General features: G+C 40.9%; 23 protein-coding genes. 11 read left to right on the top strand and 12 right to left on the bottom strand.

Features of this window, described 5'->3' with window-relative positions:
- Together BLS32_RS17125 and BLS32_RS17120 are read right to left on the bottom strand one after the other, a co-directional pair.
- Window positions 1-1,314 carry a GAF domain-containing sensor histidine kinase gene (locus BLS32_RS17125; RefSeq protein WP_091398944.1) on the bottom strand — a complete coding sequence of 438 codons (1,314 nt, stop codon included), beginning with the start codon at window positions 1,312-1,314 and terminating at the stop codon, window positions 1-3.
- A 106-nt stretch (window positions 1,315-1,420) separates the two neighbouring features.
- Window positions 1,421-2,212 carry an alpha/beta hydrolase gene (locus tag BLS32_RS17120; protein WP_091398941.1) on the bottom strand — a complete coding sequence of 264 codons (792 nt, stop codon included), beginning with the start codon at window positions 2,210-2,212 and terminating at the stop codon, window positions 1,421-1,423.
- Window positions 2,213-2,467: 255 nt separating this feature from the next.
- Here BLS32_RS17120 and BLS32_RS17115 point away from each other — a divergent pair, with 255 nt between their 5' ends.
- Window positions 2,468-3,880, top strand: coding sequence for an APC family permease (locus BLS32_RS17115; RefSeq protein ID WP_091398939.1), 1,413 nt, complete (start codon window positions 2,468-2,470; stop codon window positions 3,878-3,880).
- 189 nt (window positions 3,881-4,069) lie between these two features.
- Here BLS32_RS17115 and BLS32_RS17110 read toward each other — a convergent pair whose 3' ends face one another.
- The 3 genes from BLS32_RS17110 to BLS32_RS17100 all read right to left on the bottom strand — a co-directional run bounded on the left by BLS32_RS17110 (window position 4,070) and on the right by BLS32_RS17100 (window position 7,730).
- Window positions 4,070-4,531, bottom strand: a complete 462-nt coding sequence (locus BLS32_RS17110) for a DinB family protein (protein ID WP_091398936.1) — start codon at window positions 4,529-4,531, stop codon at window positions 4,070-4,072.
- An 84-nt stretch (window positions 4,532-4,615) separates the two neighbouring features.
- Window positions 4,616-6,064, bottom strand: a complete 1,449-nt coding sequence (locus tag BLS32_RS17105; protein ID WP_091398933.1) for a glyceraldehyde-3-phosphate dehydrogenase — start codon at window positions 6,062-6,064, stop codon at window positions 4,616-4,618.
- Between the two features lie 271 nt (window positions 6,065-6,335).
- Complete coding sequence (locus tag BLS32_RS17100) at window positions 6,336-7,730, bottom strand: trypsin-like peptidase domain-containing protein (RefSeq protein WP_091398930.1); 1,395 nt, start codon at window positions 7,728-7,730, stop codon at window positions 6,336-6,338.
- 218 nt (window positions 7,731-7,948) lie between these two features.
- Here BLS32_RS17100 and dapF point away from each other — a divergent pair, with 218 nt between their 5' ends.
- The 5 genes from dapF to BLS32_RS17075 all read left to right on the top strand — a co-directional run bounded on the left by dapF (window position 7,949) and on the right by BLS32_RS17075 (window position 12,081).
- A complete protein-coding gene (dapF, locus tag BLS32_RS17095; RefSeq protein ID WP_091398927.1) occupies window positions 7,949-8,731 on the top strand; it encodes a diaminopimelate epimerase in 783 nt (260 codons plus the stop codon).
- Window positions 8,732-8,836: 105 nt separating this feature from the next.
- Window positions 8,837-9,373: a GNAT family N-acetyltransferase gene (locus tag BLS32_RS17090; protein ID WP_091398923.1), complete on the top strand. Its 537-nt coding sequence runs from the start codon at window positions 8,837-8,839 to the stop codon at window positions 9,371-9,373.
- A 10-nt stretch (window positions 9,374-9,383) separates the two neighbouring features.
- Window positions 9,384-10,427, top strand: coding sequence for an endolytic transglycosylase MltG (mltG, locus tag BLS32_RS17085; protein WP_091398922.1), 1,044 nt, complete (start codon window positions 9,384-9,386; stop codon window positions 10,425-10,427).
- Between the two features lie 45 nt (window positions 10,428-10,472).
- Complete coding sequence (locus BLS32_RS17080; RefSeq protein ID WP_091398921.1) at window positions 10,473-11,348, top strand: DUF2279 domain-containing protein; 876 nt, start codon at window positions 10,473-10,475, stop codon at window positions 11,346-11,348.
- 97 nt (window positions 11,349-11,445) lie between these two features.
- Window positions 11,446-12,081, top strand: coding sequence for a peptidoglycan-binding protein LysM (locus BLS32_RS17075; protein ID WP_091399054.1), 636 nt, complete (start codon window positions 11,446-11,448; stop codon window positions 12,079-12,081).
- A 56-nt stretch (window positions 12,082-12,137) separates the two neighbouring features.
- On the opposite strand, the gene BLS32_RS17070 is transcribed toward BLS32_RS17075, so the two are convergent.
- From BLS32_RS17070 to dnaA, 3 genes are read right to left on the bottom strand one after another with little or no spacing between them, the layout of a single operon-like run.
- Entirely contained in the window at window positions 12,138-12,878 is a 741-nt protein-coding gene (locus BLS32_RS17070; RefSeq protein WP_091398916.1) for an SAM-dependent methyltransferase, read from the bottom strand.
- A 9-nt stretch (window positions 12,879-12,887) separates the two neighbouring features.
- Window positions 12,888-13,355 carry a low molecular weight protein-tyrosine-phosphatase gene (locus BLS32_RS17065; protein WP_091398914.1) on the bottom strand — a complete coding sequence of 156 codons (468 nt, stop codon included), beginning with the start codon at window positions 13,353-13,355 and terminating at the stop codon, window positions 12,888-12,890.
- Window position 13,356: 1 nt separating this feature from the next.
- Window positions 13,357-14,784: a chromosomal replication initiator protein DnaA gene (gene dnaA / locus BLS32_RS17060; protein WP_091398912.1), complete on the bottom strand. Its 1,428-nt coding sequence runs from the start codon at window positions 14,782-14,784 to the stop codon at window positions 13,357-13,359.
- A gap of 198 nt (window positions 14,785-14,982) precedes the next feature.
- On the opposite strand from dnaA, the gene BLS32_RS17055 reads away from it, so the two are divergent.
- Entirely contained in the window at window positions 14,983-15,387 is a 405-nt protein-coding gene (locus tag BLS32_RS17055; RefSeq protein WP_091398908.1) for an acyl-CoA thioesterase, read from the top strand.
- Window positions 15,388-15,395: 8 nt separating this feature from the next.
- On the opposite strand, the gene BLS32_RS17050 is transcribed toward BLS32_RS17055, so the two are convergent.
- The 3 genes from BLS32_RS17050 to ribD are packed head-to-tail and all read right to left on the bottom strand — an operon-like array spanning window position 15,396 to window position 17,657.
- Window positions 15,396-16,010 carry an IMPACT family protein gene (locus BLS32_RS17050; RefSeq protein WP_091398907.1) on the bottom strand — a complete coding sequence of 205 codons (615 nt, stop codon included), beginning with the start codon at window positions 16,008-16,010 and terminating at the stop codon, window positions 15,396-15,398.
- 5 nt (window positions 16,011-16,015) lie between these two features.
- Window positions 16,016-16,621 (bottom strand): HAD family hydrolase, encoded by a 606-nt coding sequence (locus BLS32_RS17045; RefSeq protein WP_091398900.1) that lies wholly within the window; start codon window positions 16,619-16,621, stop codon window positions 16,016-16,018.
- Window positions 16,614-17,657, bottom strand: coding sequence for a bifunctional diaminohydroxyphosphoribosylaminopyrimidine deaminase/5-amino-6-(5-phosphoribosylamino)uracil reductase RibD (gene ribD, locus BLS32_RS17040; RefSeq protein WP_091398897.1), 1,044 nt, complete (start codon window positions 17,655-17,657; stop codon window positions 16,614-16,616). Before ribD ends, BLS32_RS17045 begins: the two co-directional genes overlap by 8 nt.
- A gap of 163 nt (window positions 17,658-17,820) precedes the next feature.
- Between ribD and BLS32_RS17035 the strand changes: the two genes are divergently transcribed.
- Entirely contained in the window at window positions 17,821-18,300 is a 480-nt protein-coding gene (locus tag BLS32_RS17035; protein WP_091398894.1) for a GNAT family N-acetyltransferase, read from the top strand.
- Between the two features lie 9 nt (window positions 18,301-18,309).
- On the top strand, window positions 18,310-19,155 hold the full coding sequence (prmC, locus tag BLS32_RS17030) for a peptide chain release factor N(5)-glutamine methyltransferase (protein ID WP_091398891.1): 846 nt from the start codon (window positions 18,310-18,312) through the stop codon (window positions 19,153-19,155).
- A 36-nt stretch (window positions 19,156-19,191) separates the two neighbouring features.
- On the opposite strand, the gene BLS32_RS17025 is transcribed toward prmC, so the two are convergent.
- Window positions 19,192-20,433, bottom strand: a complete 1,242-nt coding sequence (locus tag BLS32_RS17025; protein WP_091398868.1) for an ABC transporter permease — start codon at window positions 20,431-20,433, stop codon at window positions 19,192-19,194.
- Window positions 20,434-20,544: 111 nt separating this feature from the next.
- Between BLS32_RS17025 and BLS32_RS17020 the strand changes: the two genes are divergently transcribed.
- Complete coding sequence (locus BLS32_RS17020) at window positions 20,545-23,220, top strand: alpha-L-rhamnosidase-related protein (RefSeq protein WP_091398866.1); 2,676 nt, start codon at window positions 20,545-20,547, stop codon at window positions 23,218-23,220.
- A 118-nt stretch (window positions 23,221-23,338) separates the two neighbouring features.
- Entirely contained in the window at window positions 23,339-24,712 is a 1,374-nt protein-coding gene (gene hisS, locus BLS32_RS17015) for a histidine--tRNA ligase (RefSeq protein ID WP_091399051.1), read from the top strand.
- Window positions 24,713-24,759 lie beyond the last annotated feature (47 nt).

Below are 24,759 nucleotides of genomic sequence, written 5' to 3'. Positions count from 1 at the left end.
TTATATTCTGGTTGCGGGAAAAAAAATATCGAATGTAGCGCCTTTATCCAATTCGCCTTTAGCAGCAATATAGCCGTTATGGTTGTCGACGATTTTCTTTACAATTGCCAATCCGATGCCGGTTCCGTCATAAATGGTCCTGGAATGCAGCCGCTGAAAAAGCTCGAAGATTTTTTCGTTGTATTCCTGTGGAAAACCGATTCCGTTATCGGTGATCGTAATGTGGCAGTAATAGCTGTTGGGCAGCAGGTTCTTGTTTTTTAGGAATTTTCCTTCAGCTATCTGGCTGCTTACTTCAATCAAAGGTGCTTGCCCGGCTTTTGTAAATTTAATCGCATTACTGATCAGATTGTATATCAGTTGGCGGAATTGAAAAGGAATGATGTTTACATCACACATTTCACCAATTGCGACTATACCGTTTTTAGAGTGCAATTCTTCTGTAAGATCATCTTTTACACTTTCAATTATCGCTCTAAGATCGGTGATTTCAAATTTCCGAATGTCGTTATCGGCACGCGAGTAGGCGAGTAGGTCATTGATGAGTGTTTGCATGCGCTCAGCGGCATTGCGCATCCGATTAAAATAATCTTTGCCGATTGGCGTCAGGCTGTCAATTTCTTTTTCTGCGATCAGTGAGGCAAAAGTCTGTATTTTTCGAAGCGGTTCCTGTAAGTCATGGCTCGAAATGTAAGCAAACGACTGCAGCTCTTTATTCATTTTCTCCAAAGAAACATTGGTGTCTTCAAGCTGGACGGTGCGTTCTTTGACTTTTTTCTCCAATTCAACATTGAAATTTTTCTGATGCTGCAACTGCATTTTTCCGGAATCGATTTCATCAACTGCATTTAGGTGAAATGCAATGAGTTCGGCAAATAAATTAAACATTCCTGTTGTTGCCGGTGTATTTAAGGTATGAGGATGTGGATCAATAGCGCAAAGCGTTCCAAAAAAAGTACCGTCTTTTCGAGTGATCGGAACCGAAATGTAACTCTGAAATCCGTACATCGCCGGGGTATGATGGTCATGAAAAATCGGGTCTTTTGCAACATGGTCAATCACAACGGGTTTGTTGTCATGCCTGATTTCATTGCAGATCGTAGTTTTGATTTCGAGTTCATCACCCGGTTTAAGCCCAAAATTGATATCGTCTTTTACGCTGCAAGTAATCCATCGGTCTTCGGTAACACGCGCTACGGCAGCAAAACCCATCCCCGTTGACTGGCATATTACTTCGAGCAGCCCCGGTATAATATTTATTTTACTAATATCGTCAATGTCTTTCTGGAAAGTATGTTCAGTATCGGGTAACATATTAAGGTCTAAGTTTGTCGCCTAAATTTACAAATTTTATTCGAGCGTATGGCTTAGATCACATAAAATAAAAAACTTCCGGGATTTCGTGTTTTATGGCTGATTGTCACAACTTATGTTTTTCAATCCAGTCAATAATAAAATCGGCATCCACTTTCCATGTAGACTGGCCTAATACAAAATGATTCCTGCCCGCAAATTCCTTATAATCCAACACCGATCCATTTTTTACATATCGGTTGTAATTCCGGATGTTGAGATGTGCCGGGATAATATTATCATCGCTGCCCGAAGTAATCAATAAAGGCGCGTGGGGCTTTTCGTAATCGACCTTTGCAGCAGCCGTAAGTCCGCCCCGTGCTACTGTTTTAGACTCTGGGATTATAAATTTTTCATAAGCCGCTTTTTGCTGTTCCAATGGCATGCCGTTTACAAATGCATATTGCCAGTCTTTAAAAGACATCAGATATGTTTTTTTTAAAGACGTGAACAATCCCAGCGATTTCCATCCAGCCCTTAAAAATGAAAATTCATAGGGAAAAACGCCCAGTGTCGGGACCGGATGAATGGCCACGCCCGCTCCTGCCAAATCGCGATTCACGATGAGCTGCGTAATCAATCCGCCTAAAGAATGCCCGATAACGATTGGCTTTTCGGGATATTTTTTTACGATATCGGCGTAATGGTTTACAAGTTCGTCGAGTGTTAAGGCTGCAAGATCTGTGTCGTTTGGCTGCCGGTTTCTCAATGCCTTAGCCGTGTCGTTTTTGAAAGGCCAGGGCGGTGCAACAGTATTGTAACCGCGATCTTCAAAATAGATTTTCCATTGATCCCAACAGCTATTGCTTACAAATGCACCTGTTATAAAGACGATATTTTTGTTTTTCTGCAAATTCATTTGTATTGGTCTTAAGTTTTTTATAGGATGTATTTCATTGAAAATCAGTCTAAAAGTATTAAAAAAATATGACGATTTAACACAAGTGCAATATCTTAGGGATATCTTAATAATAGATTTGATTTCTGCAGATAATGAAAATATTTTTTGCGATTTTAACGATATCTCAGGATTTTACCAATTGATTTTTTTAAGCACAAACAGTCACACTTTTTTATATCTTTAGCAGGCAACTTAAACCAGCCAACCAAATCCATGGAACACAACGAACAAGAACATTTTAAAAGAGAACTCGGATTGTTAGACGGAACGATGCTCGTCGTTGGCTCCATGATCGGATCCGGGATATTTATCGTGAGTTCCGATATGGTGCGCCAGATTGGTTCCGCAGGCTGGCTCATCTTAATCTGGGTTTTAACGGGATTAATTACAGTCATTGCCGCGGTAAGTTATGGGGAACTCAGTGCGATGTTCCCAAAAGCAGGCGGACAATACGTCTATTTAAAAGAAGCCTACGGCAAACTCACCGCATTTCTGTATGGCTGGAGTTTTTTCACTGTCATCCAGACCGGAACGATTGCTGCAGTGGGTGTGGCCTTTGCAAAATTTGCGGCCTATTTGTACGAACCTGTCAGCGATGAAAACATATTGTACCAAATTGGTTCTTTCAAACTCAATGCAGCGCAGATCGTTTCGATCATCACGATTATTTTTCTGACATATGTCAACAGCCGCGGCGTAAAAAACAGTAAGATCCTTCAAACAATCTTAACGATCATCAAAATTTTATCGTTGCTCGGGCTCATTATTTTTGGATTAACATTAGCCGCAAGCAGCGAAGTCTGGAATGCCAACTGGGCGAATGCCTGGACGACGCAATCGTATCACGCTGAGAGCAGTTCGTGGCTTCCCATTTCAGGAACGGCTTTGATTACTGGGATTTCCGCAGCTATGGTGGGTTCCTTATTTTCAAGCGATGCCTGGAATGGTGTGACTTTCATCGCAGGCGAAATCAAAAACCCGAAAAGAAATGTCGGCCTGAGCCTTTTCCTCGGAACTTTCATCGTAAGTGTCATTTATGTTTTGGCCAATTTAATGTACCTCGCAGTAGTGCCACTTCAGGAAATCGCCACAGCAAAATCCGATCGAGTCGCAGTTGTGGCCGCCGAATATATTTTCGGGAATATCGGCACGCTAATCATCGCGATCATGATCATGATTTCGACATTTGCCTGCAACAACGGACTCATCATGGCCGGTGCGCGCGTTTATTATACTATGGCAAACGACGGGCTTTTCTTCAAAAAAGCGGCTCAATTAAACGAATACAGTGTGCCGGCCTGGGCACTTTGGGCGCAATGCCTCTGGGCTTCGGCCTTGTGCCTGACAGGAAAATACGGTGATTTACTCGATTTTGTCATCATCATCGTACTCATCTTTTACATTCTCACGATCTACGGAATTTTCATCCTGCGCAAAAAAATGCCAGATGCCGAGCGCCCATACAAAGCTTTCGGTTATCCGGTGCTGCCGTTTTTATACATCATCGTAGCAAGCGCCATTTCAATTGCCTTATTGGTGACCAAAACCAGCACCTGCGGCTGGGGCGTTTTAATCATGCTGATCGGAATTCCGGTATATTATCTGACAAAGCCTAAAGAAGCGTAGTTTTTTTAGGAGCTTTTTCCTGCTGTCCGCTGTATCTTTTGTTTGTTACCAAGATGTTTTGTCAAAACAAAATACCTTACAGCCACCAGCTGTTCTCTCTTAATATCAAATACAAAAGGATGCCGCTCCCATCAGGGCTAAAAAAAGTCCGTTTCCATCAAAAGCATTGATGAAAACGGATTTTTTCGTTCAGTAAGAATGTTTGCTCAAAAGTACGATCTGTCCCAAATGATATGCGTCATGCTGAATGATGCCGTGAATGTGTTCATAATTCGTCAGTCCGTTGTTAATGTACACGTCATCGAGTTTTTTCGGCGGAAGCCCATTTAAGAATTCCATCCATTCTTTTTCTGAATATTCGAGGTTGTCGATTGTTTTTGCCCAGGCTTTAGGCGAAGTGTCTTCAATCGGATAAAAATAATTCGTTTCAGGACTTTCAATCACATGGCCTTTTACACGGTCGAGTACGCTAAGGCGCCACAAAATCAGGTGGTTCGTAATTTCCCAGATTGAATTCCGGTTGGGATATTTTTTTTCAGCTGCCGCTTCAGCAGTAATGTTTTGCAACGTTCCGAAAAGCGTAATGTCAAGCCATGGCTCGCCATTGTATAAATCCTCAAATAGTTCTAAAATACGCTGTGGTTCTTTCATCGTCTTGTCATTTAGCTACTTAAAGTTATAAAAAAAACCGCTCTAATAACAATCAGAACGGTTTTTTGTTAAAATTTTTCGCTATTAATAATAAGTGTAGCGTCTTACTTTTGCAATGTATTTTGCAAGCCGAATCACCTGATGGCTGTATCCATACTCATTGTCATACCAAACATAGAGTACAATATTCTTGCCGTCAGCCGATACAATTGTTGCATTGCTGTCATAAATCGATGGTGCGGAAGTTCCTACAATATCAGAAGAAACAAGTTCGTTGTTCAGGGAATATTTGATTTGCTCGACCAATTCGCCTTCCAAAGCATACTGTTTCATGATCGCATTCACTTCGGCAACCGAAGTTTCTTTAGCCACTTCTAGATTTAAAACCACCAAGGAACCATTCGGAACCGGAACGCGAATCGCATTTGAAGTCAGTTTTCCGGCCAATGTTGGCAATGCTTTTGCGACGGCACTTCCTGCGCCGGTTTCGGTAATAACCATATTTAACGCTGCAGCACGGCCACGACGGTATTTTTTATGCATATTGTCTACCAGGTTCTGGTCGTTTGTATACGCATGGATCGTTTCTAAGTGGCCTTTTACAACGCCTAAAGTATCTTCTACCGCTTTCAAAATGGGCGTGATCGCGTTTGTCGTACAGGAAGCCGCCGAGAAAATGTTGATCTCATCCGGGTTGTAATCTTTCTGGTTTACGCCGTGAACGATATTTGGAATGCCCTTTCCGGGCGCGGTCAATAAAACTTTATCAACACCTTTGGAAACCAAATGCCTTTCAAGCGCTTCTTTGGTTGTGAAAGCGCCGGTGTTGTCAATGACTAAAGCATCGTCAATGCCGTATTTTGTATAGTCAATTTCTTCCGGGCCATTTGCCGTAATCACATGAACCGTTGTTCCGTTAATAATCAGCGCCTGGTTCTCGACATCGGCCACAACTGAACCCTGAAAATCGCCATGAATGGAATCGTACCTTAATAATGACGCTCTTTTTTCGAGTGAAACCGCATCGTTTTTATCTCTGGTGACAATCGCGCGCATCCGCAATTGCGTTCCTTTTCCGGTTTTCGACATCAATTCGCGCGCAAGCAAACGACCGATTCTGCCAAATCCGTAAAGTATGACATCTTTGGGTTTGTTGTTTTTGAAGTCTTTTGCATTCTTCAATTTGTCGATGACAAAACCTTTTGCGTCGTCGTATTTGTTGTCTTCCATGTGGAATTCATACGTCAGTTTTCCAATGTCAAGTTTCGCCGGTGGCAGGTCTAAAGACAAGATCGCACGTGCAATTTCAACAGAATCAAATATCGAAATCGGCTTGCCTACAAATTCGCCAGCATATTCATGCAAATTGATGATGTCGCTGACATTCAGGTTGATCAACTGGTTCCTGAACAAAACCATTTCAATCGATTTATCATACCATAAATCGCTGATGATTTTGATAAACTCAACGCCGGCGCGCCTTCTGTCAGTTTGGAAAGAAACTTCTTTTTCGTATAAAACGGTGTTGCTCATTGGGTAAATGATAAAAAAGTTAGTGTGTTGTTTTTGTAATTCGCAGCAAAAGTAACCATAACAATTGTTTTACGAAAACGATTTCGTAATTTTTTGCAAACTATTTAATTCAACATATTTTTGAACCATTAAGGCATTAAGTTTATTTAGATTTACAGATGCTTAATGAATTTAATGCCTTCATGGTTCGTTTAAAAATTGTGTTTTGTTAATGTTATAAAATAAAAAAGCCATCCCAATTGAGATGGCTTTAAAGAAATTATGGCGGATATTATATGATAATCCTAATTCGTTGCCCAGCTTTATTGATCATTTCAATGCTCACACTTTGATTTTCATCTTTGTTACTCATGATTTTGGAAACGGTTTCCACGTCGGTAGCTTTGACATTGTCCACACTTAAAATAATGTTGCCTTTGAGTTCGTCATAATATGGTTTCAGGTTTTCATTGGTAATCTCACGAATTTTTACACCTGAACTGATTCCGAATCTTTTCTTATCCGAAGCATCGATATTTTCAAGTTCGATGCCTTTGAATTCCGTGCTTACAAATTCATTTTTGGTCAATTCTACAGGAACGGCGTATGTTTTTCCATTTCTAATGTACGTCACCTGAACTTTGTCTTTCGGGCGTTTGGTGTTGATGTAAGTCGCCAGTTCTGAATAAGTTGAAATTGGCGCATTGTCTAATTTTACAATCACATCGCCTTTGGCCAATCCTGATTTTTCAGCGCCTGAATTTTTCGTCACACGGTTTACATAAAATCCTGAAGTTTCTGAAATTCCGAGTTCTTTGGAAGCTTTCGTATTCAATTCGCCGCCTTCAACGCCTAAAATTCCACGTTGCACATTTCCATATTCCATAATATCTTCAATGATTTTTCGTGCGATATTCGACGGAACTGCGAAAGAATATCCGACGTAAGAGCCGGTCATAGATGAGATCATTGTGTTGATCCCGACGAGCTCACCTTTGGTGTTGACCAATGCGCCACCTGAATTTCCGGGATTTACTGCAGCGTCAGTCTGGATGAAAGACTGGATTCCGTTTGTGTCTAAATTTCTTGCTTTTGCAGATACGATTCCGGCAGTTACAGTCGAAGTCAAATTGTATGGATTTCCGACTGCAAGCACCCATTCGCCCACTTTTACGTTATCCGAATCGGCAAAAACAGTATAAGGCAATTTTTCATCTGCATCGATTTTTAACAGCGCAATGTCCATTTTTGAATCGGTTCCGATGAGTTTGGCTTTGTAGATTTTCTTGTTGTTGAGTGTAATTTCGATGTCGTTTGCATCTTTCACAACGTGGTTGTTGGTAACGATGTAACCGTCTTCTGAGATGATTACGCCAGATCCGGTTCCAACCTGTTCTTGTTGCTGGCCGCCTTTGTAACCGTAAAAATATTCCAGCATCGGATTTGAAACCGTTCTGTAAGAAACATTTTTTACGTGAACAACCGAGTGAACGGTTCTGTCGGCGGCATCGGTGAAGTCGACGGTTTCGACACCAAGTCCGATATTTTTGGTATAATTTGCAGGCGCAACAGTCACCACATTTTTTTTGGATAAAATCCCGTCATTCTCAATAAATAATTTGTAAGCTCCGAGTGTTGTTGCACCACTCATTAATGACACTAAAAATAAACTCGAAATATTTTTCATTGGTTAATAAAATTGGGTTGAACATTGATGTTTGTTATCTGACAGTAAAATTAGAAAAGTATTGTTTTTGAAAAAACAGTTTAACGCCTGTTTAACACGGATTAACTTTTCGTTGGGAAAGGCTGCAAGCCAAAGGTTTAGCGTTGATTCTAGCCTGGTAATTTAGGTGAATATTTATATGATTTATTCGTACATTTGTATGCATCAGAAATACAAAAATGAAACTTACTTTTTACAAATACCAAGGCACCGGAAACGACTTTGTCATGATCGACAACCGCGACGGAAAATTCCCCAAAGAAAACACAGAGATTGTTGCGAAATTGTGTGATCGCCGTTTCGGAATCGGAGCAGACGGATTGATTTTATTGGAAAATGATCCCGAAACCGATTTTCGGATGGTTTATTACAATTCCGATGGAAATACGAGTTCGATGTGCGGAAATGGCGGACGCTGCCTGGTCTCATTTGCCAAAAGCCTGGATATCATCCAAAAGGAAACGACTTTCATTGCCACAGACGGCTTGCATCAAGCGACGATTTTTGACGATGGAACGGTTTCTTTACAGATGAAAGATGTCGATACCATTGAAATTACCGCCGAACACGTTTTTCTCGACACAGGTTCGCCGCATCATGTTCAAATGGAGGAAAACCTTAAAGATTTTGACGTGAAAACCCAAGGTGCAAACATCCGCTACAGCGATATATATGGCAAAGCCGGAAGCAACGTGAATTTTGTAAACCAGGATAACGAAGATACCTTTTCGGTTCGTACTTATGAACGCGGTGTGGAAGATGAAACTTTATCGTGCGGAACTGGCGCTACCGCAGTTGCCATTGCAATGAAAGCGCTTGGCAAAACCAATTCTGATACGATCAACCTGAATGTCGAAGGCGGAAAACTCGAAGTATCATTCACTGAAAAAGATGAAAAGTTTACCGATGTTTTCCTAAAAGGCCCGGCCACTTTTGTGTTTAAAGGGGAAATTGAGATATAGGCAAAAGGCAAAAGGCAAAAGGCAAAAGGCAAAAGGCAAAAGGCAAAAGGCAAAAGTCCAAGACTACCTCAAAATCGTACATCTAAAATCGTAAATCAAATCCTAATGAAACTCACATTAAAAGGTGAAAATATTTTCCTCAGAGCGCTCGAGCCCGAAGACCTTGAGTTTGTGTATGCGGTCGAAAATGACGAATTCATCTGGGAAGTTAGCAATACGCAAACGCCGTACAGCCGGTTTTTGATTCGCGATTATTTAAAAAATGCACAGCAGGATATTTATGAAGCGAAACAATTGCGATTGGCAATTTGCAAAAAAGGAACTTTTCTTCCTGTCGGATTGATCGATATTTTTGAGTTTGATCCGAGGAACAATCGCGCCGGAATTGGCATCCTGATCAAAAATCCCGACAACCGAAATGCCGGAATTGGAACCGAAGCTTTGGAACTACTGATTCAATATGCTTTTAAAAACTTAAATTTACACCAACTTTTCGCGAATATTGATTCACAAAATGAAGCCAGTATCAGGCTTTTTACTAATTTTGGGTTCGAACAAATCGGAATCAAAAAAGACTGGAATTTCATCAACGGAAAATACAAAGATGAAGTGCTGTTTCAACTAATCAAAAACCAACTATAAAATTTACGTTTTGAATATAAAAAAAATCGCCGCCATTGCTTCAGTCGTCATCGTTTCTGCATTGATCATTTACGGTTATATGGTGTACCGCGACATTTTCGCAGGCAATACCAACTTTGAGCAAAAACAGGTTTATGTCAACATTCCGACAAATGCCGATTACGAACAGGTAAAAAAAGCAGTCGCGCCTTATATTAAAGATATGGATCGTTTTGATCTGGTCGCCAACAAAAAATCGTATCCGCAGCGCAGCGAAAAAGCCGGAAGGTTTTTGATCAAAAAGGGCATGAATAGCAATGACATTATCAACTCACTTCGCGTGAATGTTCCTGTCGATCTGACTTTTAATAATCAGGAACGGCTCGAAGATTTTGCAGGAAGAATCGGTTCGCAAATCGAAGCCGACAGTTTAAGCCTGATCACGGCATTTAAAGATCCTGAATTTTTAAAAGAAAACGGATTCACCGAAGAAAACGTTCTTGCAATGTTTATCCCAAATTCCTATGAATTTTTCTGGAATACCGATGCAAAGAAATTCCGTGACCGGATGGCAAAAGAATACCGTAAATTCTGGACAGAGGAGAGAATTGCCAAAGCCAAGGCACAAAACCTGACACCGATTCAGGCTTCAATTTTAGCTTCGATCGTACATAAGGAAACCGTAAAAAAAGACGAGCGACCGAAAGTAGCTGGCGTTTATCTGAACAGGTATTCGACCGGAATGAAACTGGAAGCCGATCCAACGGTAATTTATGCGGTCAAGAAAAAATCAGGCGATTTCAACCAGGTCATCAAACGTGTTTTGTACAAAGACCTCGAAACCGATTCGCCATACAACACTTACATGTATGCCGGTTTGCCGCCAGGGCCAATTGCGATGCCCGATATTACGGCGCTTGAAGCGGTTTTAAATCCGGAAAAGCACAATTACATTTACTTCTGTGCAAGTGTGACGAATTTCGGTTATCATGAATTTGCCGTCACTCCAGCGCAGCATGAAGTCAACCGTAAGAAATATGTTGCCTGGGTCAACAGCCAAGGAATTAAGCGTTAATTGAAATTTCTAAAAAGCATATTTATTTTGGGTTTGTTGGTTTTGATGTTTCAAAATCTGCAGGCTCAAAGTGCTGTAAATGCATTTTTGAAACCTTCGGATTCTTTAAATGTTCCCCGAAGAAATACAGTAGTGATTTCTGAAGTTGCTTTATCTGCAGGTGTTTTGGTGGGTTTAAACCAATTGTGGTATGCCGATTATGCAAGATCTGATTTTCATTTTATCAACGACAATTCCGAATGGCTGCAGATGGATAAAGCCGGGCATGTTTTTTCATCGTACCATTTTGGGAAATTAGGAAAAGAAGCGTTGCAATGGAGTGGAGCCAGCCGAAAAAGCCAACTGATTTACGGTTCGACTTTGGGTTTTGTATTCCTCACTGCTGTTGAGGTTATGGATGGATATTCTTCAAATTGGGGCGCCTCGTGGGGCGATGTTGCAGCAAATGCAACCGGAACGGCACTATTCGTTTCCCAGGAATTGCTGTGGAAAGAACAACGAATCATCCCGAAATTTTCTTCTCATACGACGCCTTATGCGTCTGCGCGGCCAAATGCCCTGGGGAATTCTTTAAACGAACAGCTTTTAAAAGATTACAACGGGCAAACGTACTGGCTTTCGGCCAATGTGCATTCGTTTTTTAAAGATTCCAAAATCCCTAAATGGCTCAATGTAGCTGTTGGTTATGGCGCCGAAGGCATGATTACCGGGGAAGATGCTTTTGTAAACACGATTTTTCTTCCAGAACGCAAAAGAATACGCCAATTTTACTTCAGTTTTGATGCCGACCTGACGAAAATCAAAACCAAATCACATGTTTTGAAGACCGTTTTCTCAATCTTCAACACAATTAAAATTCCAGCGCCAACGTTTGAATACAGGGCTGACGGAAAGGGGAAGCTGCGTGCGCTGTACTTTTAGAAAAGTTTAACTGGCTGATAACCAGATTTATATTTTTTGTCGTATATTTGTCCCGCAGAAATTTCCCGGAGTGACAGTCTTGGAAGAAAAACAATTTATGATTAAAAAATGCATTTTTTACGCCAGCCTCATTATCATTGTCACGTTTTTAAGCCTTGCTTTTAAACCATTTGAACTCAAAAACCACGATTGGTTTTACGTTAACAATTCAGACGAAACGCTCTACAACTTTCCTTCAAAAGAGCAAACTGATTATTCCCATCTCAACATTCCTTTTACCGGCAAATTTTTTATTGGATTCAAAGAAGCACTTGCTTTTAAAGAATCACAGGGAAAATACAAAAAGATCAATTCTTTGGGATACATGGGAAAATACCAATTTGGTTCCCAAACGTTAAAGACAATCGGAATCCACAACAACGAAGCTTTTTTGAACAGTCCGAAAATGCAGGAAAAAGCATTTGTAGCCTTACTTTCAAAAAATAAATATGAGCTTCGGGATGAAATTGAAAAGTATTCCGGAAAAATTGTAAACGGAATCAAAATTACGGAGTCGGGAATTTTAGCTGCTGCACATTTGGGTGGCGTTGGATCGGTAAAAAAATTCTTCAAAAGCAATGGCGAGCGCTATTTAAAAGACAATTACGGTACATCAATTAAAAGCTACATGAAAAATTTCGGAGGTTATGAAACAGCAGGAATTGAAGCAAACAGCAATCCGAAAGTGATGTAATCCCAAATATAAAAATAAAAAACCTGTCAGCCGACAGGTTTTTTTATGGAATAAAGTTACATTTTATGAATGATAAAAATCGTTGGCCGGTTGTGTAAATCGACAGTTACCTTCTTCCAGTCGGCTACGTGCAGCGTTTTGATATATTCGGTTGGTAAAGTAATGTCTGCGGCTACGCAAAGATGCGTACTTGGCTGTAAAGCCTGCAAAATATCTTCTAATAATTTATTGTTTCTATAAGGCGTTTCAATGAAAATTTGTGACTGGTTTTTATCAGATGATAATTTTTCCAGATTTTTAAGTACATTTTTCTTTTCGGTTTTTTCAATTGGCAAGTAGCCATTAAAAGTAAATCCCTGTCCGTTCATTCCAGACGCCATCATGGCCAATAAAATCGAACTTGGACCAACCAACGGAACGACCTGAATGCCTTTCTCATGTGCCAGTTTTACAATTGCTGCGCCTGGATCGGCGATTGCAGGACAACCGGCTTCGGACATCAGTCCGACATTTTTGCCTTCCATGCACGGCTGGATCATTTTATTGTATTCGGAAACTGCGGTGTGTTTGTTTAAAGCACTGAGGCATAGAGTGGCCTGGACTTTTTCAGGAGCAATGCTTTTGATGAACTTGCGCGCCGTTTTTTCATTTTCAACTATGTAATCATCAATGAATTCAACCGTTCTTCTGACGGTTTGCGGCAATACATCCATCGGATTGTTCTGCTGCGCCTGTTCATTATTGGTTGTGTCGCCCAAAGTCGTTGGGATCAGGTATAATTTTCCGGACGGTTTCATCTGATGGAATTAAGAATGTTTTGCAATGAGCTTTTCGGCAATGATGTCGCAGGTTTCATCAAGCATGTGGTACAGGGTTTCGAAACCATTTTGCAATCCATAATAAGGGTCGGGAACATCGACATTGTCTCCGGGAAACATTTCGTCAAGGATTAGTTTGACCTTAGCTCCTTGTTCATCGGTTTTTGCCAACTCCATTACATCGTTATAATTGGTGCCGTCCATCACATAAATATAATCGAAATTGTCAAAATCGGCACTAGAAAACTGCTTGCCTTTTTGTCTGGAAATGTCATGACCGTATTTTTTAGCTACGGCAATCGAACGCTCGTCGGGCTGTTTTCCAACGTGCCAATGTCCGGTACCGGCTGAATCGACAACGAATTTGTCTTTTGGAAGTTTGGATGCCAACAGTCCTTCGGCCAAAGGCGAACGGCAAATGTTTCCCAGGCAGACCATTAGAATTTTTACAGGCATTTTACAAGGATAATTTTTTGTTGATATCTTCAACAAATTTTTTGAATTGTTTGTCTGTTGCTACCAAATTGTCAACTGTTTTGCAAGCGTGCAATACAGTAGCGTGGTCGCGATCGCCGATTTGTGAACCGATGTTTGCCAATGATGCTTTGGTGAATTTCTTCGCAAAGAACATTGCCAATTGCCGCGCCTGAACAACATGGCGTTTCCTGGTTTTGGATTGCAGCGTTTCAAGATCGAGTTGGAAATAATCCGAAACGATTTTCTGGATGTAATCAATCGAGATTTCACGTTTGACATTTTTGACGAATTTTTCGACAACATGTTTCGCCAAATCGATCGTAACTTCTTTCTTGTTGAATGAAGATTGTGCGATCAATGAAATGATCGCGCCTTCGAGTTCGCGAACATTCGATTTGATGTTTCGGGCGACATATTCAATGATGTCCTCGGGCATTTCTACGCCATCGCGGTATAAAATATTTTTGAGGATTGAAATCCTTGTTTCGTAATCAGGCTGGTGCAATTCGGCAGACAAGCCCCATTTGAAACGCGAAAGCAATCGTTGCTCAATGTCCTGCATATCAACCGGCGCTTTATCCGATGTCAAGATCACCTGCTTGCCATTTTGGTGCAAATAGTTGAAAATGTGGAAAAAGACATCCTGAGTTCCTGATTTTCCGGATAAGAATTGTACGTCATCAATAATCAGCACATCGATCAATTGATAGAAGTGGATGAAATCGTTCCTGTTGTTTTTCTTAACTGAATCAATATATTGTTGGGTGAAGATTTCCGCAGAAATGTACAACACCGTTTTTTCTGGGTATTTATCCTTGATCTCCACACCAATGGCGTGTGCCAGGTGCGTTTTTCCAAGTCCGACACCGCCAAAAATCAACAGCGGGTTGAATGAAGTTCCGCCTGGCTTATTGGCTACAGCCATACCTGCAGAACGCGCCAAACGGTTTGAATCTCCTTCGAGGAAATTGTCAAAACTGTAATTCGCATTTAACTGGGATTCGATCTTGAGGTTTCTGATTCCGGGAATTACAAAAGGATTTTTAAGTTCCGGGCTCAGATTTTTAAATGGCGCATCAACTTCCTGGGTTTTCATCGGGCTGCGGTGCGCACTTGGCAATTGTTCCGTAAACGGTTGTTTGTTGCCATAAGTGTTTTCCATTTTAATTTTATAGAGTAACTTCGCGCTTTTCCCGAGTTCTTTGGTAAGCGCCACTTTTAACAATTTCACATAATGCTCTTCAAGCCATTCGTAGAAAAACTTACTTGGTACCTGAATGTATAAAGCGTTATCGGTCAGCTCAACAGACTTAATCGGTTCGAACCAGGTTTTGTAAGCCTGATCCTGGATATTGTCCTTTATGAAAAGGAGACAATTTTCCCATACTGATTGCGCAGTTTTGCTCATAAATTGTTTTAAATTAGTGTTTTTTATTAAAGGTTCTCTTACAAAAGAAAAGTAGTTTTCTTGCTGTATTTTGGGGTAACAAATATGTGAACAAAAATCGTTAAAAAAAAATAAAACAGGGTTTGATTTTTCAGAAATATTGTTGTAAGAACACCTATTTACCTTTGCTAATATATTAAAATTTTATTTAAAACTCCTATGAAAGAACACCAAATTGAAGTCAGGGTACGTTATTCGGAAACAGACCAAATGGGCGTGGTGTACCACGGCAATTACATTCCGTATTTTGAGATAGGCCGCGTCGAATGGCTTAGAAATAAAGGCGTGTCGTATAAAAGTATGGAGGAGAGCGGAATAGCGCTTCCGATCGTTTCGATGACTTTAAACTATAAAAAGCCGGCGCGTTATGATGAGTTGCTAACGGTAAAAACAAAGTTCAAAAGCCAGACTTCTGTAAAGATCGAATTTGATTGTGAAATATGGAATGAGAAAACGGAGTTATTAACAACGGCCCATTTTATTCTGGTGTTTGTAGATGTTAAAATTGGTAAACCAATAGCACCTCCGGAGTATATAAAATCACTTTTAAAGGATTTGGAATAATAACAGGATTATTCTTTAATTTTTATACCGATTTCAAATAGAGATTCAAAAGTGCCGAATACGTTTTCGGCATTTTTTTTTCGGGTGGCAATTTCGATTTCGCAGCTCATTTCCATTTTTTGGAAAATGATCTCTAGATTTTTTTCTTTAATAATGCGCATGACTTTGTTCATGTTTTTATAATCGAATGATACGATGAAATGAACATCAATGGTTCTTTCTTCAATTTCAGATGCTTCCAAAGCCATTTGCGCGGTCGTTTTATAAGCCGATATTAATCCGCCAACGCCAAGTTTCACGCCGCCGAAGAATCGTACGACCACAATTAAAACATTCGTAACATCAAAAGACTGGATTTGCCCATAGATCGGCATTCCCGCACTGTTGCTGGGTTCGCCGTCGTCATTCGCGCGAAAAGACAATTTTTCGGTTCCCATTTGCCACGCATAACAAAAATGCACCGCGCCAAAATGTTGTTTTCTAAGCAATTCTAAATTCGATTTGATTTCATCTTCGGAAGCCACCGGAAAAGCATAACCGAAAAACTTACTGCCTTTTTCCTTCAACAAGACTTCTTCCGATGGAAAAGCAAGGGTTTGATACGTGTCTTTAATTTCAGGCATTAAAATTACTGGAGGATTTTCTTTTCAAAAAGCTCGACGACATCTTCTTTGCCTACCTGCAAATTCCACACATTAATACCCAAAGCTGCTGCTGCGTCGGTGTTTTCTTTTTTGTCGTCGATGAATAAAGTGCGTTTTGGGGAAAGATCGTGCTTGTTTAAAATGTAGCTAAAGATCTGCGAATCGGGTTTTCGCATGCCCATTTCAAACGAGTAATAGACTTTTTCAAAACATTGGTAAAAATCGCTGAAAAACGAAACGCCTACATTTTCCTCAAACTCATGAATATGGATCTGATCGGTATTCGTCAGTAAAAACAAGCGGTATTTGTTGGAAAGCAATTGTAAAAATTCCAATCGGTACAACGGAAAGTCGCCAATGACAGCATTCCACGCGCTTCGAATTTCTTCAATATCGGCCTCAGGCAAAAACTTCTGGAACGTTTCTAAAAACTGGTCTTCCTTAATTTGTCCGCGTTCAAACTTTTCATTGGCCTGCAGCAATTCTTCATTTGGGCCTTTCAATCCCAGTTTTTCAAATGCTGCAATCGCCCTGTCTTTTTCAAGATTGATAAAAATATCTCCAAAATCAAAAATAATGGTGTTAATCATGGTTTGAAAAAATTAAAAGTTCGTCTTCGCCTATCGTTTGCCTGCCGACTTTTTTAAAATGTAAAACCGGAGCCGAAATGCCATCGTTTAAAACAATATTTCCTTTAAAAACCCGCGCTTCATCCCATAAACTAGAGTCGATGAAAGTCTGCAAAGTATGCCTTCCGCCTTCAATAATGACCGACTGGATTTGATGTTTGTACAAAACATCCAAAACCTGCACGACTGCATTTTTTGTAAAATCGATAACCTCAAATATAACATTTTCTTTGTCGCCAGAAAACTTTTCCGAACAAATAATAATCGTTTTGAGCTGGTTGTCAAAAACATGGCGGTCGTTCGGAATCCTGTTTTTGGAATCCAAAACCACGCGAACCGGACTGTTTCCTGTCCAATCCCTAACATCAAGTTTCGGATTGTCATCAATCACCGTTTGCGTGCCAACCAAAATCGCCTGCTCTTCCGATCGCCATTTGTGCACCAGCTGGCGCGAATAGACGTTCGAAATCCAAACCGGTTTTTGTTCCAGTTTTGACGATGGCGCAATAAATCCGTCCAAACTTTCGGCCCATTTCAAGATCACATACGGACGCTTTTTATTGTGAAACGTAAAAAACCGTTTATTCAGTTCCTGGCATTCGTTTTCCAAAACGCCAACCGTTACATTTTTGCCGGCTTCAAGCAATTTCTTAATGCCGTTTCCGGCCACTTTTTCATTCGGATCGACCGTTCCAACAACCACATTCGGAATTCCATTCGCAATGATCAAATCACAGCACGGCGGCGTTTTCCCAAAATGGCTGCACGGTTCCAAACTCACATAAATCGTAGATTTTTTAAGCAGCGATTTGTCTTTAACCGAATTCACGGCATGGACTTCGGCATGCGCTTCACCTGATTTTTTGTGCCAGCCTTCGCCAATAATTTTGCCGTCACATACGATCACGCTGCCCACTAATGGGTTCGGATAGGTCGTTCCCAAACCGTTTTTCGCGAGTTCAATACAGCGTTTCATATAAAGGTCGTGCGTCTTCATTCCACAAAAATACATTTTTAAAATCAGGAATTAAAAGGTAAATTTGTTCAGGAGCTGTTCCGCCTGTCCGCTGTATCTTTTGTTCCATTGCATTGCACAAAAGGATGCCGCTTCCATCCGGGCTAGGGCAGTTCGATTAAATAATTAATAGTTAACAATTAATATGACTATTCGGGAAATCCAGCCAAACGACAATCCGCAAATCGCTGAAGTCATCCGAAAAGTGTTGATCGAACTTGAAGTTCCAAAAATTGGAACTGCGTATGCCGATCCGCAGCTTGACGAAATGTTCGAAACCTATAACGTTCCGAATGCTGCTTATTTTGTTATAGAACAAGATGGAAAAATCCTCGGTGGTGCCGGAATCGGGTCGTTAGATAAAGAACCTGAAACGTGCGAACTCCAGAAAATGTATTTTCTTCCCGAAACCCGCGGGCTCGGATTGGGAGAAAAAATGATCCAAAAGTGCTTACAGTTTGCGAAAGATTCCAGCTATAAAAAATGTTATCTCGAAACCATGCCAAATATGAAAGCCGCACAAAAACTGTATAAGAAGTCGGGTTTTGAATACCTTTGCGGGCCGCTTGGAAATACAGGACACACTTCCTGTCCCGTTTGGATGATCAAAGCAATTGATAATTAATAATTCATAATGAGGATTCGCGAATACAGGAACCATTTTGTTGACACGCTTGCGCCGATTTACGATCTGGACGAAGCAGAAAGTTTTTTTTATCTGGTTTTGGAAGATAAAAAGCAATGGAAAAGAATCGATCTGGCGTTAAACCCCGAAGCTCAATTCTCGGAAATCGAAATTCCAGAATGGAATGAAATCCTCGAAAAATTAAAGCAATACATTCCAATACAATATATATTAGGCAAAACGCATTTTTACGGACTCGAATTTGAGGTCAACGAAAATGTCCTGATTCCGCGACCTGAAACCGAAGAATTGGTCGAGTGGATCCTTTCAAACAACTGTAAATCCGGAAATTTAAAAATTCTTGACATCGGAACCGGAAGTGGCTGCATTGCGATTTCGTTGGCCAAAAATCTTCCTGCCGCCAATATTTCTGCAATTGATGTTTCCGAAAAAGCATTGGCTACAGCCCAAAAAAATGCCCAAACCAACGAAGTAAAAGTAGATTTTTTACGCAACGACATTTTAAAAACTGAGGATTTGGAACAGCAATTTGACATCATTGTTTCGAATCCGCCGTATGTCAGAAACCTTGAAAAAGAAGAGATCAGGCAAAATGTCCTTGAGCACGAACCACATCTTGCTTTGTTTGTTGACGATGACGACGCCTTGATTTTTTATCGTAAAATCGCGGAATTGGCACAGAAAAACCTTTCTCCAAACGGGCAATTGTATTTTGAGATCAACCAGTATCTCGGCAAGGAAATGATGGATCTACTAGAACAGAAAAATTTTCAGCAAATGGAGCTTCGAAAAGACATTTACGGAAATCACCGGATGGTTTTTGGGAGAAAGTAAGTTTGTCTAAAGTCTAAAGTCTAAAGTCTAAAGCAACTACTCATACCGCAACGCTTCAATAGGGTCGAGCCGCGCCGCTTTAACTGCCGGATATGAACCTGAAACCACAGCTACTAAAAAAGTTGTGACAAAAGCCGCTAAAATGGCGCCCCACGGAATCACAAATGCAAAGTTAAGCAACGATGCAATTCCGTAGCCGGTTAAAATCCCTAAGATCAACCCAACCAATCCGCCGAGTTGTCCAATGACTAAAGTTTCAATAAAAAACTGAACGGCAATTGTGGTCTTTTTCGCGCCAAGCGCTTTCCGAACGCCAATTTCTCGTGTTCTTTCTGTAACCGAAACCAGCATAATATTCATCAAAGCGATCGATGATCCGAAAATTGTAATAATTCCAATAACCCAGGCTGCCATTCCCAAATATTGCGTAATGCTCAGGATTTTATTGATCAAGTCGTCGCTTCTCGAAATCCCGAAATTATTTTCCTTGACCGGACTTAGTTTTCGCACGCGCCGCATCATGCTGTTGGCATTGTCAATCGCTTCGTCGAGTAATTCTTTCTTGTCGATCATGACGCTAACGGTGTAGTTGATGTTTGGTGCCGTAAACAACGAACGCGCAATTTGTATCGGGATGAAAACGCGCAAATCCTGGCTGTTGCCGAAAGTGGAACCCTTTTCTTTCAATACGCCGATGACTTTGAATTTCGCGCCGCGAATCGAAATAACCTTATCGATCGGGTTTACATCTTTCAATAAATCCTTTTCAAAATCAGAACCAACGATGCAAACCGACACATTATTCTGAATGTCGAATGGCGTGAAATTGCGCCCGAGGTTGACTTCAGAGCCTGAATTTATCATGTAATATTCATCAACCCCCAAAACACTAATATCTGGATCAGTTTTTTTGGATTCGAATTTGGCTTCGGCTTTCGTAGTCGCTGTAAACGAAAGCGAAGTATGCGTAAACGGGTATTTGTATTTCTGTTTAAATCCGACAGCTTCAGGATACGAAATGATCGGGTTGACTGCCTTTTTGCGGTTGCCACCATCCATCTGTTGCGAAATGTCATATTGCTCAATGTTAAAAGTATTGGAACCCATTGAAGCAAAATCCGTTGAAAGCGTATTTTCAAGTGCTGCCGTAAAGGTCAGAATTCCAACGAGCGCCCAGATTCCGAGCCCGATAATAAAAACAGTTAAAATCGTACGCAGCAGTTGTGTCCTGATCGAACCCATTGCAATGCGGACATTCTCTTTAAACAGCTTAAACATGTTGTTTTTTTAATGCTACTAAAGTAGCAATTTCGATTGATTAATACTTCATTTAAAAAACGGGAATTTTTGGCGAAAAGTGGTATTATTGTAATTCAAATACAATTCATAATGAAACCAATTTCTTTTCGTATTTCTGCATTGCTGGCATGTTTCGCCGCAGCAAGCGGACTTCAGGCGCAGAGTGGCGCTGTCATTCACAAAACAAACGAATACACGATTTTCGCAAATGGCGTAAAGCAGGATAGATTTTCGGCGAAAGCCAAATCGGCATTTGAGCTTACTTCAGACTATCAAAGCCCGAAAAACGAATCGGTATCTTCTAAAATCGAATTCAAGTTCAGCATCAACGGCAAGGACAACGAAATGAAACCCGGCGTGAACCATTATTTCAACCTGTCCGATGGCGTTTCAGAAACTAGCGTGATTAAATTTGGCGAAGCCTCAAAAGGGTCTGCTAAAACGAAAGAAACCCAATTAAATCCGAACAGCAAATTAAAAATCCGCTTGGATTTAAGGGAAGTTTTGGGCGAAATGAAATCAAAAGGCTATTACACGGCATTTAATGGTGATAAGATTTTCAAAGAAGATTTTAAGCATGTATATGTTGCCGGAGCTGCTGCACCTTTGTCATGGGATTTTGACAATTTGTACCAAAAATCAGAACTGGAACTCAAAGATCCCGATGGAGACGGAATTTATGAAACCACACTAATTTTCAACGCAAAAAAAGACCAGAAAGTAACCGCTACTTCGTGGAAAAAATCTAAAAATATTACGGCATTTCCACAATATCATTCAGAGCAAGTGCTTTCAAACGCGATTTACAACCTGTCGCTAGAAGAAATGGTCAATGCCATAGAACCCGACAGCACGTTCAGGACCGGAAAAGAATGGGCGGGCGTCTGGACGCGTGACATCAGCTACAGCATCATCCTTTCGATGGCGTATTTGCAACCCAAAGTGGCGATGAACAGCTTGATGAAAAAAGTCAGTGCCAGTAAAAGGATTATCCAGGATACAGGAACCGGAGGCGCGTATCCGGCATCGACCGACAGAATGGTCTGGGCCATTGCTGCGTGGGAAGTATACAAAGCAACCGGCGATAAAAAATGGCTTTCGTCTTCTTATGAAATCATCAAAAATTCAATTGGAGATGACAGGATTAATGCTTATGACAAAGAAACCGGATTGGTTCGCGGAGAATCTTCATTCCTGGACTGGCGCGAGCAGACGTATCCGAAATGGATGCAGCCGGCAGATATTTTTGAGTCGGAAAACCTGGGTACGAACGCCGTTCACTATCAGGCCAACGTTATTGCTTACAAAATGGCAAAACTGCTAAAAGATGAGCCATCTATTGAAAAATACAAAGTATCCGCCGATCAGATCAAAGACGGGATCAACAAATATTTATGGATGCCCGAAAAAGGATATTACGCACAATTCATTTACGGAAGAAATTATAAAATGGTATCGAAGCGCGCCGAAGCTTTAGGCGAAGCGTTGTGTGTTTTATTTGGCATAGCCGATGAAGCAAAAACACAATCGATCATTTCGAAAACACCACAAACGGCTTACGGAATTTCCTGCATTTATCCCCAAATCCCAGACATTCCGCCTTACCACAACAATGCTGTCTGGCCTTTTGTACAGTCGTATTGGGCGATGGCATCTGCAAAAGCAGGAAACCAGGCTTCAGTAATCGAATCGATTGCAGCCATTGACCGTCCGGCAGCTTTATTTCTGACCAATAAAGAAAATTTCGTTGCCGATAATGGCGATTTTGCGGGAACACAAATCAATTCCAGCAACATGCTTTGGAGCCTTTCGGGAAATCTTGGGATCGTTCATAAAATTATCTTCGGGCTCAATTTTGAAGATGACAAGCTTGTCTTTAAACCATTTGTCCCGAAAACTTTGGAAGGCGAAAGGACGCTGAATAATTTTAAATACCGTGACCTCATTCTGGACATCAAGATCAACGGTTACGGAAATAAAATCATGAATTTCATGGTTGACGGAAAAGTAGAAAAGAATCCCGAAATGTCTTATCTGGCAAAAGGCAGGCACACCGTGGTGATTGAACTTGACAATAAGGAAGCGCCTGCTGTAATTAACAAAACAGCAAATTATTTTTCACCGGCGACACCATTGGTTGTGGCAGATGGCGATATCCTGAAATGGCAAAAAACAGAAAATATTTTTTACCATATTGTCAGAAATGGCGTGTACAGCGCTAAAACCACGGGCGACAATTATAAGATCAAAGACAAGAATTATGCAGAATACCAGGTCGTTGCTTTTGATGCGAATGGAGTGGAATCGTTTGCCAGCGAGCCAGTTTCGATTGGTGTAAAAACTGGAGTAACTGTAGAAGCTGAAACCGTCGTAGCAAAATCGGCACTCGCCTATAAAGGATTTTCGGGCAGCGGATTTGTAGAAACGTCGAAAGAAAACAATGCAACGATTAATTTTCCGGTAGAAATCCCGGAAAGCGGAACCTATGCGATCGATTTTAAATACGCGAACGGCAACGGCCCAACAAATACCGAAAACAAATGTGCGATCAGAAGCTTAAAAGAAAACGGCACTTTCTTAGGAACGTTGGTTTTCCCGCAACGCGGCGTGCAGGAATGGAGCAATTGGGGTTTTAGCAACAGTGTAAAAGTAAAGCTTGAAAAAGGAAAACACGTGTTGACCATGTTGCTGGATCCGGCAAATGAAAATATGAACGGCACTGTGAATCAGGCAATGCTCGATTATTTGCGCGTGACGAAATTGTGAAAGTTTAAGTTTTTCACAATAGCAACTAAATTCCCTGCAAAAAATAAGATATTTGCAGGGAATTTTGATTTACGCACAATTGAAAAGCTGTAAATCGTTATTAAAATCTGAAATTAAAATGGCACAAAAACCAAGCATACCAAAAGGAACCAGGGATTTTTCACCGGCAGAAGTGGCGAAAAGGCAATACATCATGCAAATCATCAAAAGCAATTTTGAAAAATTTGGCTTCCAGCCGATAGAAACGCCGTCGTTTGAGAATTCAGATACGCTGATGGGAAAATATGGAGAAGAAGGCGACCGGTTGATTTTTAAGATTTTGAATAGCGGTGATTTTCTGGCTAAAGCCGATGAAAACCTTCTGAACAATAAAGACAGCTTAAAACTGACATCGCACATTTCAGAAAAAGCATTGCGTTACGACTTAACCGTTCCATTCGCAAGATATGTCGTACAGCACCAAAATGAAATCGAATTTCCGTTCAAAAGATACCAGATCCAGCCAGTTTGGCGTGCCGATCGTCCGCAAAAAGGGCGCTTTCGCGAATTTTACCAATGTGATGCCGATGTCGTTGGGTCGACAAGCTTGTGGCAGGAAGTAGAACTCGTGCAATTGTATGATTCGGTTTTTTCTGAGCTTGGATTGGAAGGCGTTACGATCAAGATCAACAACCGTAAAATATTAAGCGGAATCGCTGAGGTGATAGGCGCTTCGGATAAACTGATTGACTTCACAGTCGCTTTAGATAAACTAGATAAAATTGGCGAAGACGGTGTGAAAAAGGAAATGACCGAAAAAGGAATTTCCGCGAAAGCGATTGAAAAAGTACAGCCGTTGTTTCAGTTTACCGGAACAATCTCTGAAAAAATTGACAAGCTTTCGGAATTGCTTGCTTCATCCGAAGAAGGTTTAAAAGGGGTAGCCGAACTGCGTTTCATCTGCGACAGCATCCAAAATCTCGGACTTGATAAATCTGTTTTGGATTTGGATGTGACCTTAGCGCGCGGACTTAATTATTATACAGGTGCTATTTTTGAAGTCGCCCCGCCGGCATCCGTTGCTATGGGATCTATCGGTGGCGGCGGAAGATATGACGATCTGACCGGGATTTTCGGACTTAAAAATATGAGCGGTGTGGGAATTTCATTCGGGCTTGACCGCATTTACCTGGTCATTGAGGAATTGAATTTATTTCCCGAAACAGTAACTTCTACATCAACAGCTTTATTTATCAATTATGGTGAAAAAGAAGCATTGTATGCAATGAAAGCGATTGCTTCGTTGCGGAAAGCCGGAGTGAAAGTAGAATTGTATCCTGACAATGCCAAAGTAGGAAAGCAATTTCAGCACGCCGACAAACGCGGTATTAAATTCGCGGTAATCGCCGGGGAAACCGAAATGGAGAAAGGCATTTTTGCATTGAAAGATCTCATTTCAGGCGAACAATTTGAAGTCGATTTCATCGCGTTGCAAAGCAGTCTTCAGAAATAAAATCATACCTATATTAAATGCTAAAGCTTCCCTGTTCAGGAAGCTTT

The sequence above is a fragment of the Flavobacterium noncentrifugens genome, assembly GCF_900100375.1.
In the GTDB taxonomy this organism is placed as follows: Bacteria; Bacteroidota; Bacteroidia; order Flavobacteriales; family Flavobacteriaceae; genus Flavobacterium; species Flavobacterium noncentrifugens.
This window is presented reverse-complemented; position numbering and strand designations above follow the sequence as displayed.

Coding starts and splice junctions, on each gene's coding strand:
- BLS32_RS17125 (WP_091398944.1), bottom strand. CDS start 1,314: ATGTTACCCGATACTGAACATACTTTCCAGAAAGACATTGACGATATT.
- BLS32_RS17120 (WP_091398941.1), bottom strand. CDS start 2,212: ATGAATTTGCAGAAAAACAAAAATATCGTCTTTATAACAGGTGCATTT.
- BLS32_RS17115 (WP_091398939.1), top strand. CDS start 2,468: ATGGAACACAACGAACAAGAACATTTTAAAAGAGAACTCGGATTGTTA.
- BLS32_RS17110 (WP_091398936.1), bottom strand. CDS start 4,531: ATGAAAGAACCACAGCGTATTTTAGAACTATTTGAGGATTTATACAAT.
- BLS32_RS17105 (WP_091398933.1), bottom strand. CDS start 6,064: ATGAGCAACACCGTTTTATACGAAAAAGAAGTTTCTTTCCAAACTGAC.
- BLS32_RS17100 (WP_091398930.1), bottom strand. CDS start 7,730: ATGAAAAATATTTCGAGTTTATTTTTAGTGTCATTAATGAGTGGTGCA.
- dapF (WP_091398927.1), top strand. CDS start 7,949: ATGAAACTTACTTTTTACAAATACCAAGGCACCGGAAACGACTTTGTC.
- BLS32_RS17090 (WP_091398923.1), top strand. CDS start 8,837: ATGAAACTCACATTAAAAGGTGAAAATATTTTCCTCAGAGCGCTCGAG.
- BLS32_RS17080 (WP_091398921.1), top strand. CDS start 10,473: ATGTTTCAAAATCTGCAGGCTCAAAGTGCTGTAAATGCATTTTTGAAA.
- BLS32_RS17075 (WP_091399054.1), top strand. CDS start 11,446: ATGATTAAAAAATGCATTTTTTACGCCAGCCTCATTATCATTGTCACG.
- BLS32_RS17070 (WP_091398916.1), bottom strand. CDS start 12,878: ATGAAACCGTCCGGAAAATTATACCTGATCCCAACGACTTTGGGCGAC.
- BLS32_RS17065 (WP_091398914.1), bottom strand. CDS start 13,355: ATGCCTGTAAAAATTCTAATGGTCTGCCTGGGAAACATTTGCCGTTCG.
- dnaA (WP_091398912.1), bottom strand. CDS start 14,784: ATGAGCAAAACTGCGCAATCAGTATGGGAAAATTGTCTCCTTTTCATA.
- BLS32_RS17055 (WP_091398908.1), top strand. CDS start 14,983: ATGAAAGAACACCAAATTGAAGTCAGGGTACGTTATTCGGAAACAGAC.
- BLS32_RS17050 (WP_091398907.1), bottom strand. CDS start 16,010: ATGCCTGAAATTAAAGACACGTATCAAACCCTTGCTTTTCCATCGGAA.
- BLS32_RS17045 (WP_091398900.1), bottom strand. CDS start 16,621: ATGATTAACACCATTATTTTTGATTTTGGAGATATTTTTATCAATCTT.
- ribD (WP_091398897.1), bottom strand. CDS start 17,657: ATGAAGACGCACGACCTTTATATGAAACGCTGTATTGAACTCGCGAAA.
- BLS32_RS17035 (WP_091398894.1), top strand. CDS start 17,821: ATGACTATTCGGGAAATCCAGCCAAACGACAATCCGCAAATCGCTGAA.
- prmC (WP_091398891.1), top strand. CDS start 18,310: ATGAGGATTCGCGAATACAGGAACCATTTTGTTGACACGCTTGCGCCG.
- BLS32_RS17025 (WP_091398868.1), bottom strand. CDS start 20,433: ATGTTTAAGCTGTTTAAAGAGAATGTCCGCATTGCAATGGGTTCGATC.
- BLS32_RS17020 (WP_091398866.1), top strand. CDS start 20,545: ATGAAACCAATTTCTTTTCGTATTTCTGCATTGCTGGCATGTTTCGCC.
- hisS (WP_091399051.1), top strand. CDS start 23,339: ATGGCACAAAAACCAAGCATACCAAAAGGAACCAGGGATTTTTCACCG.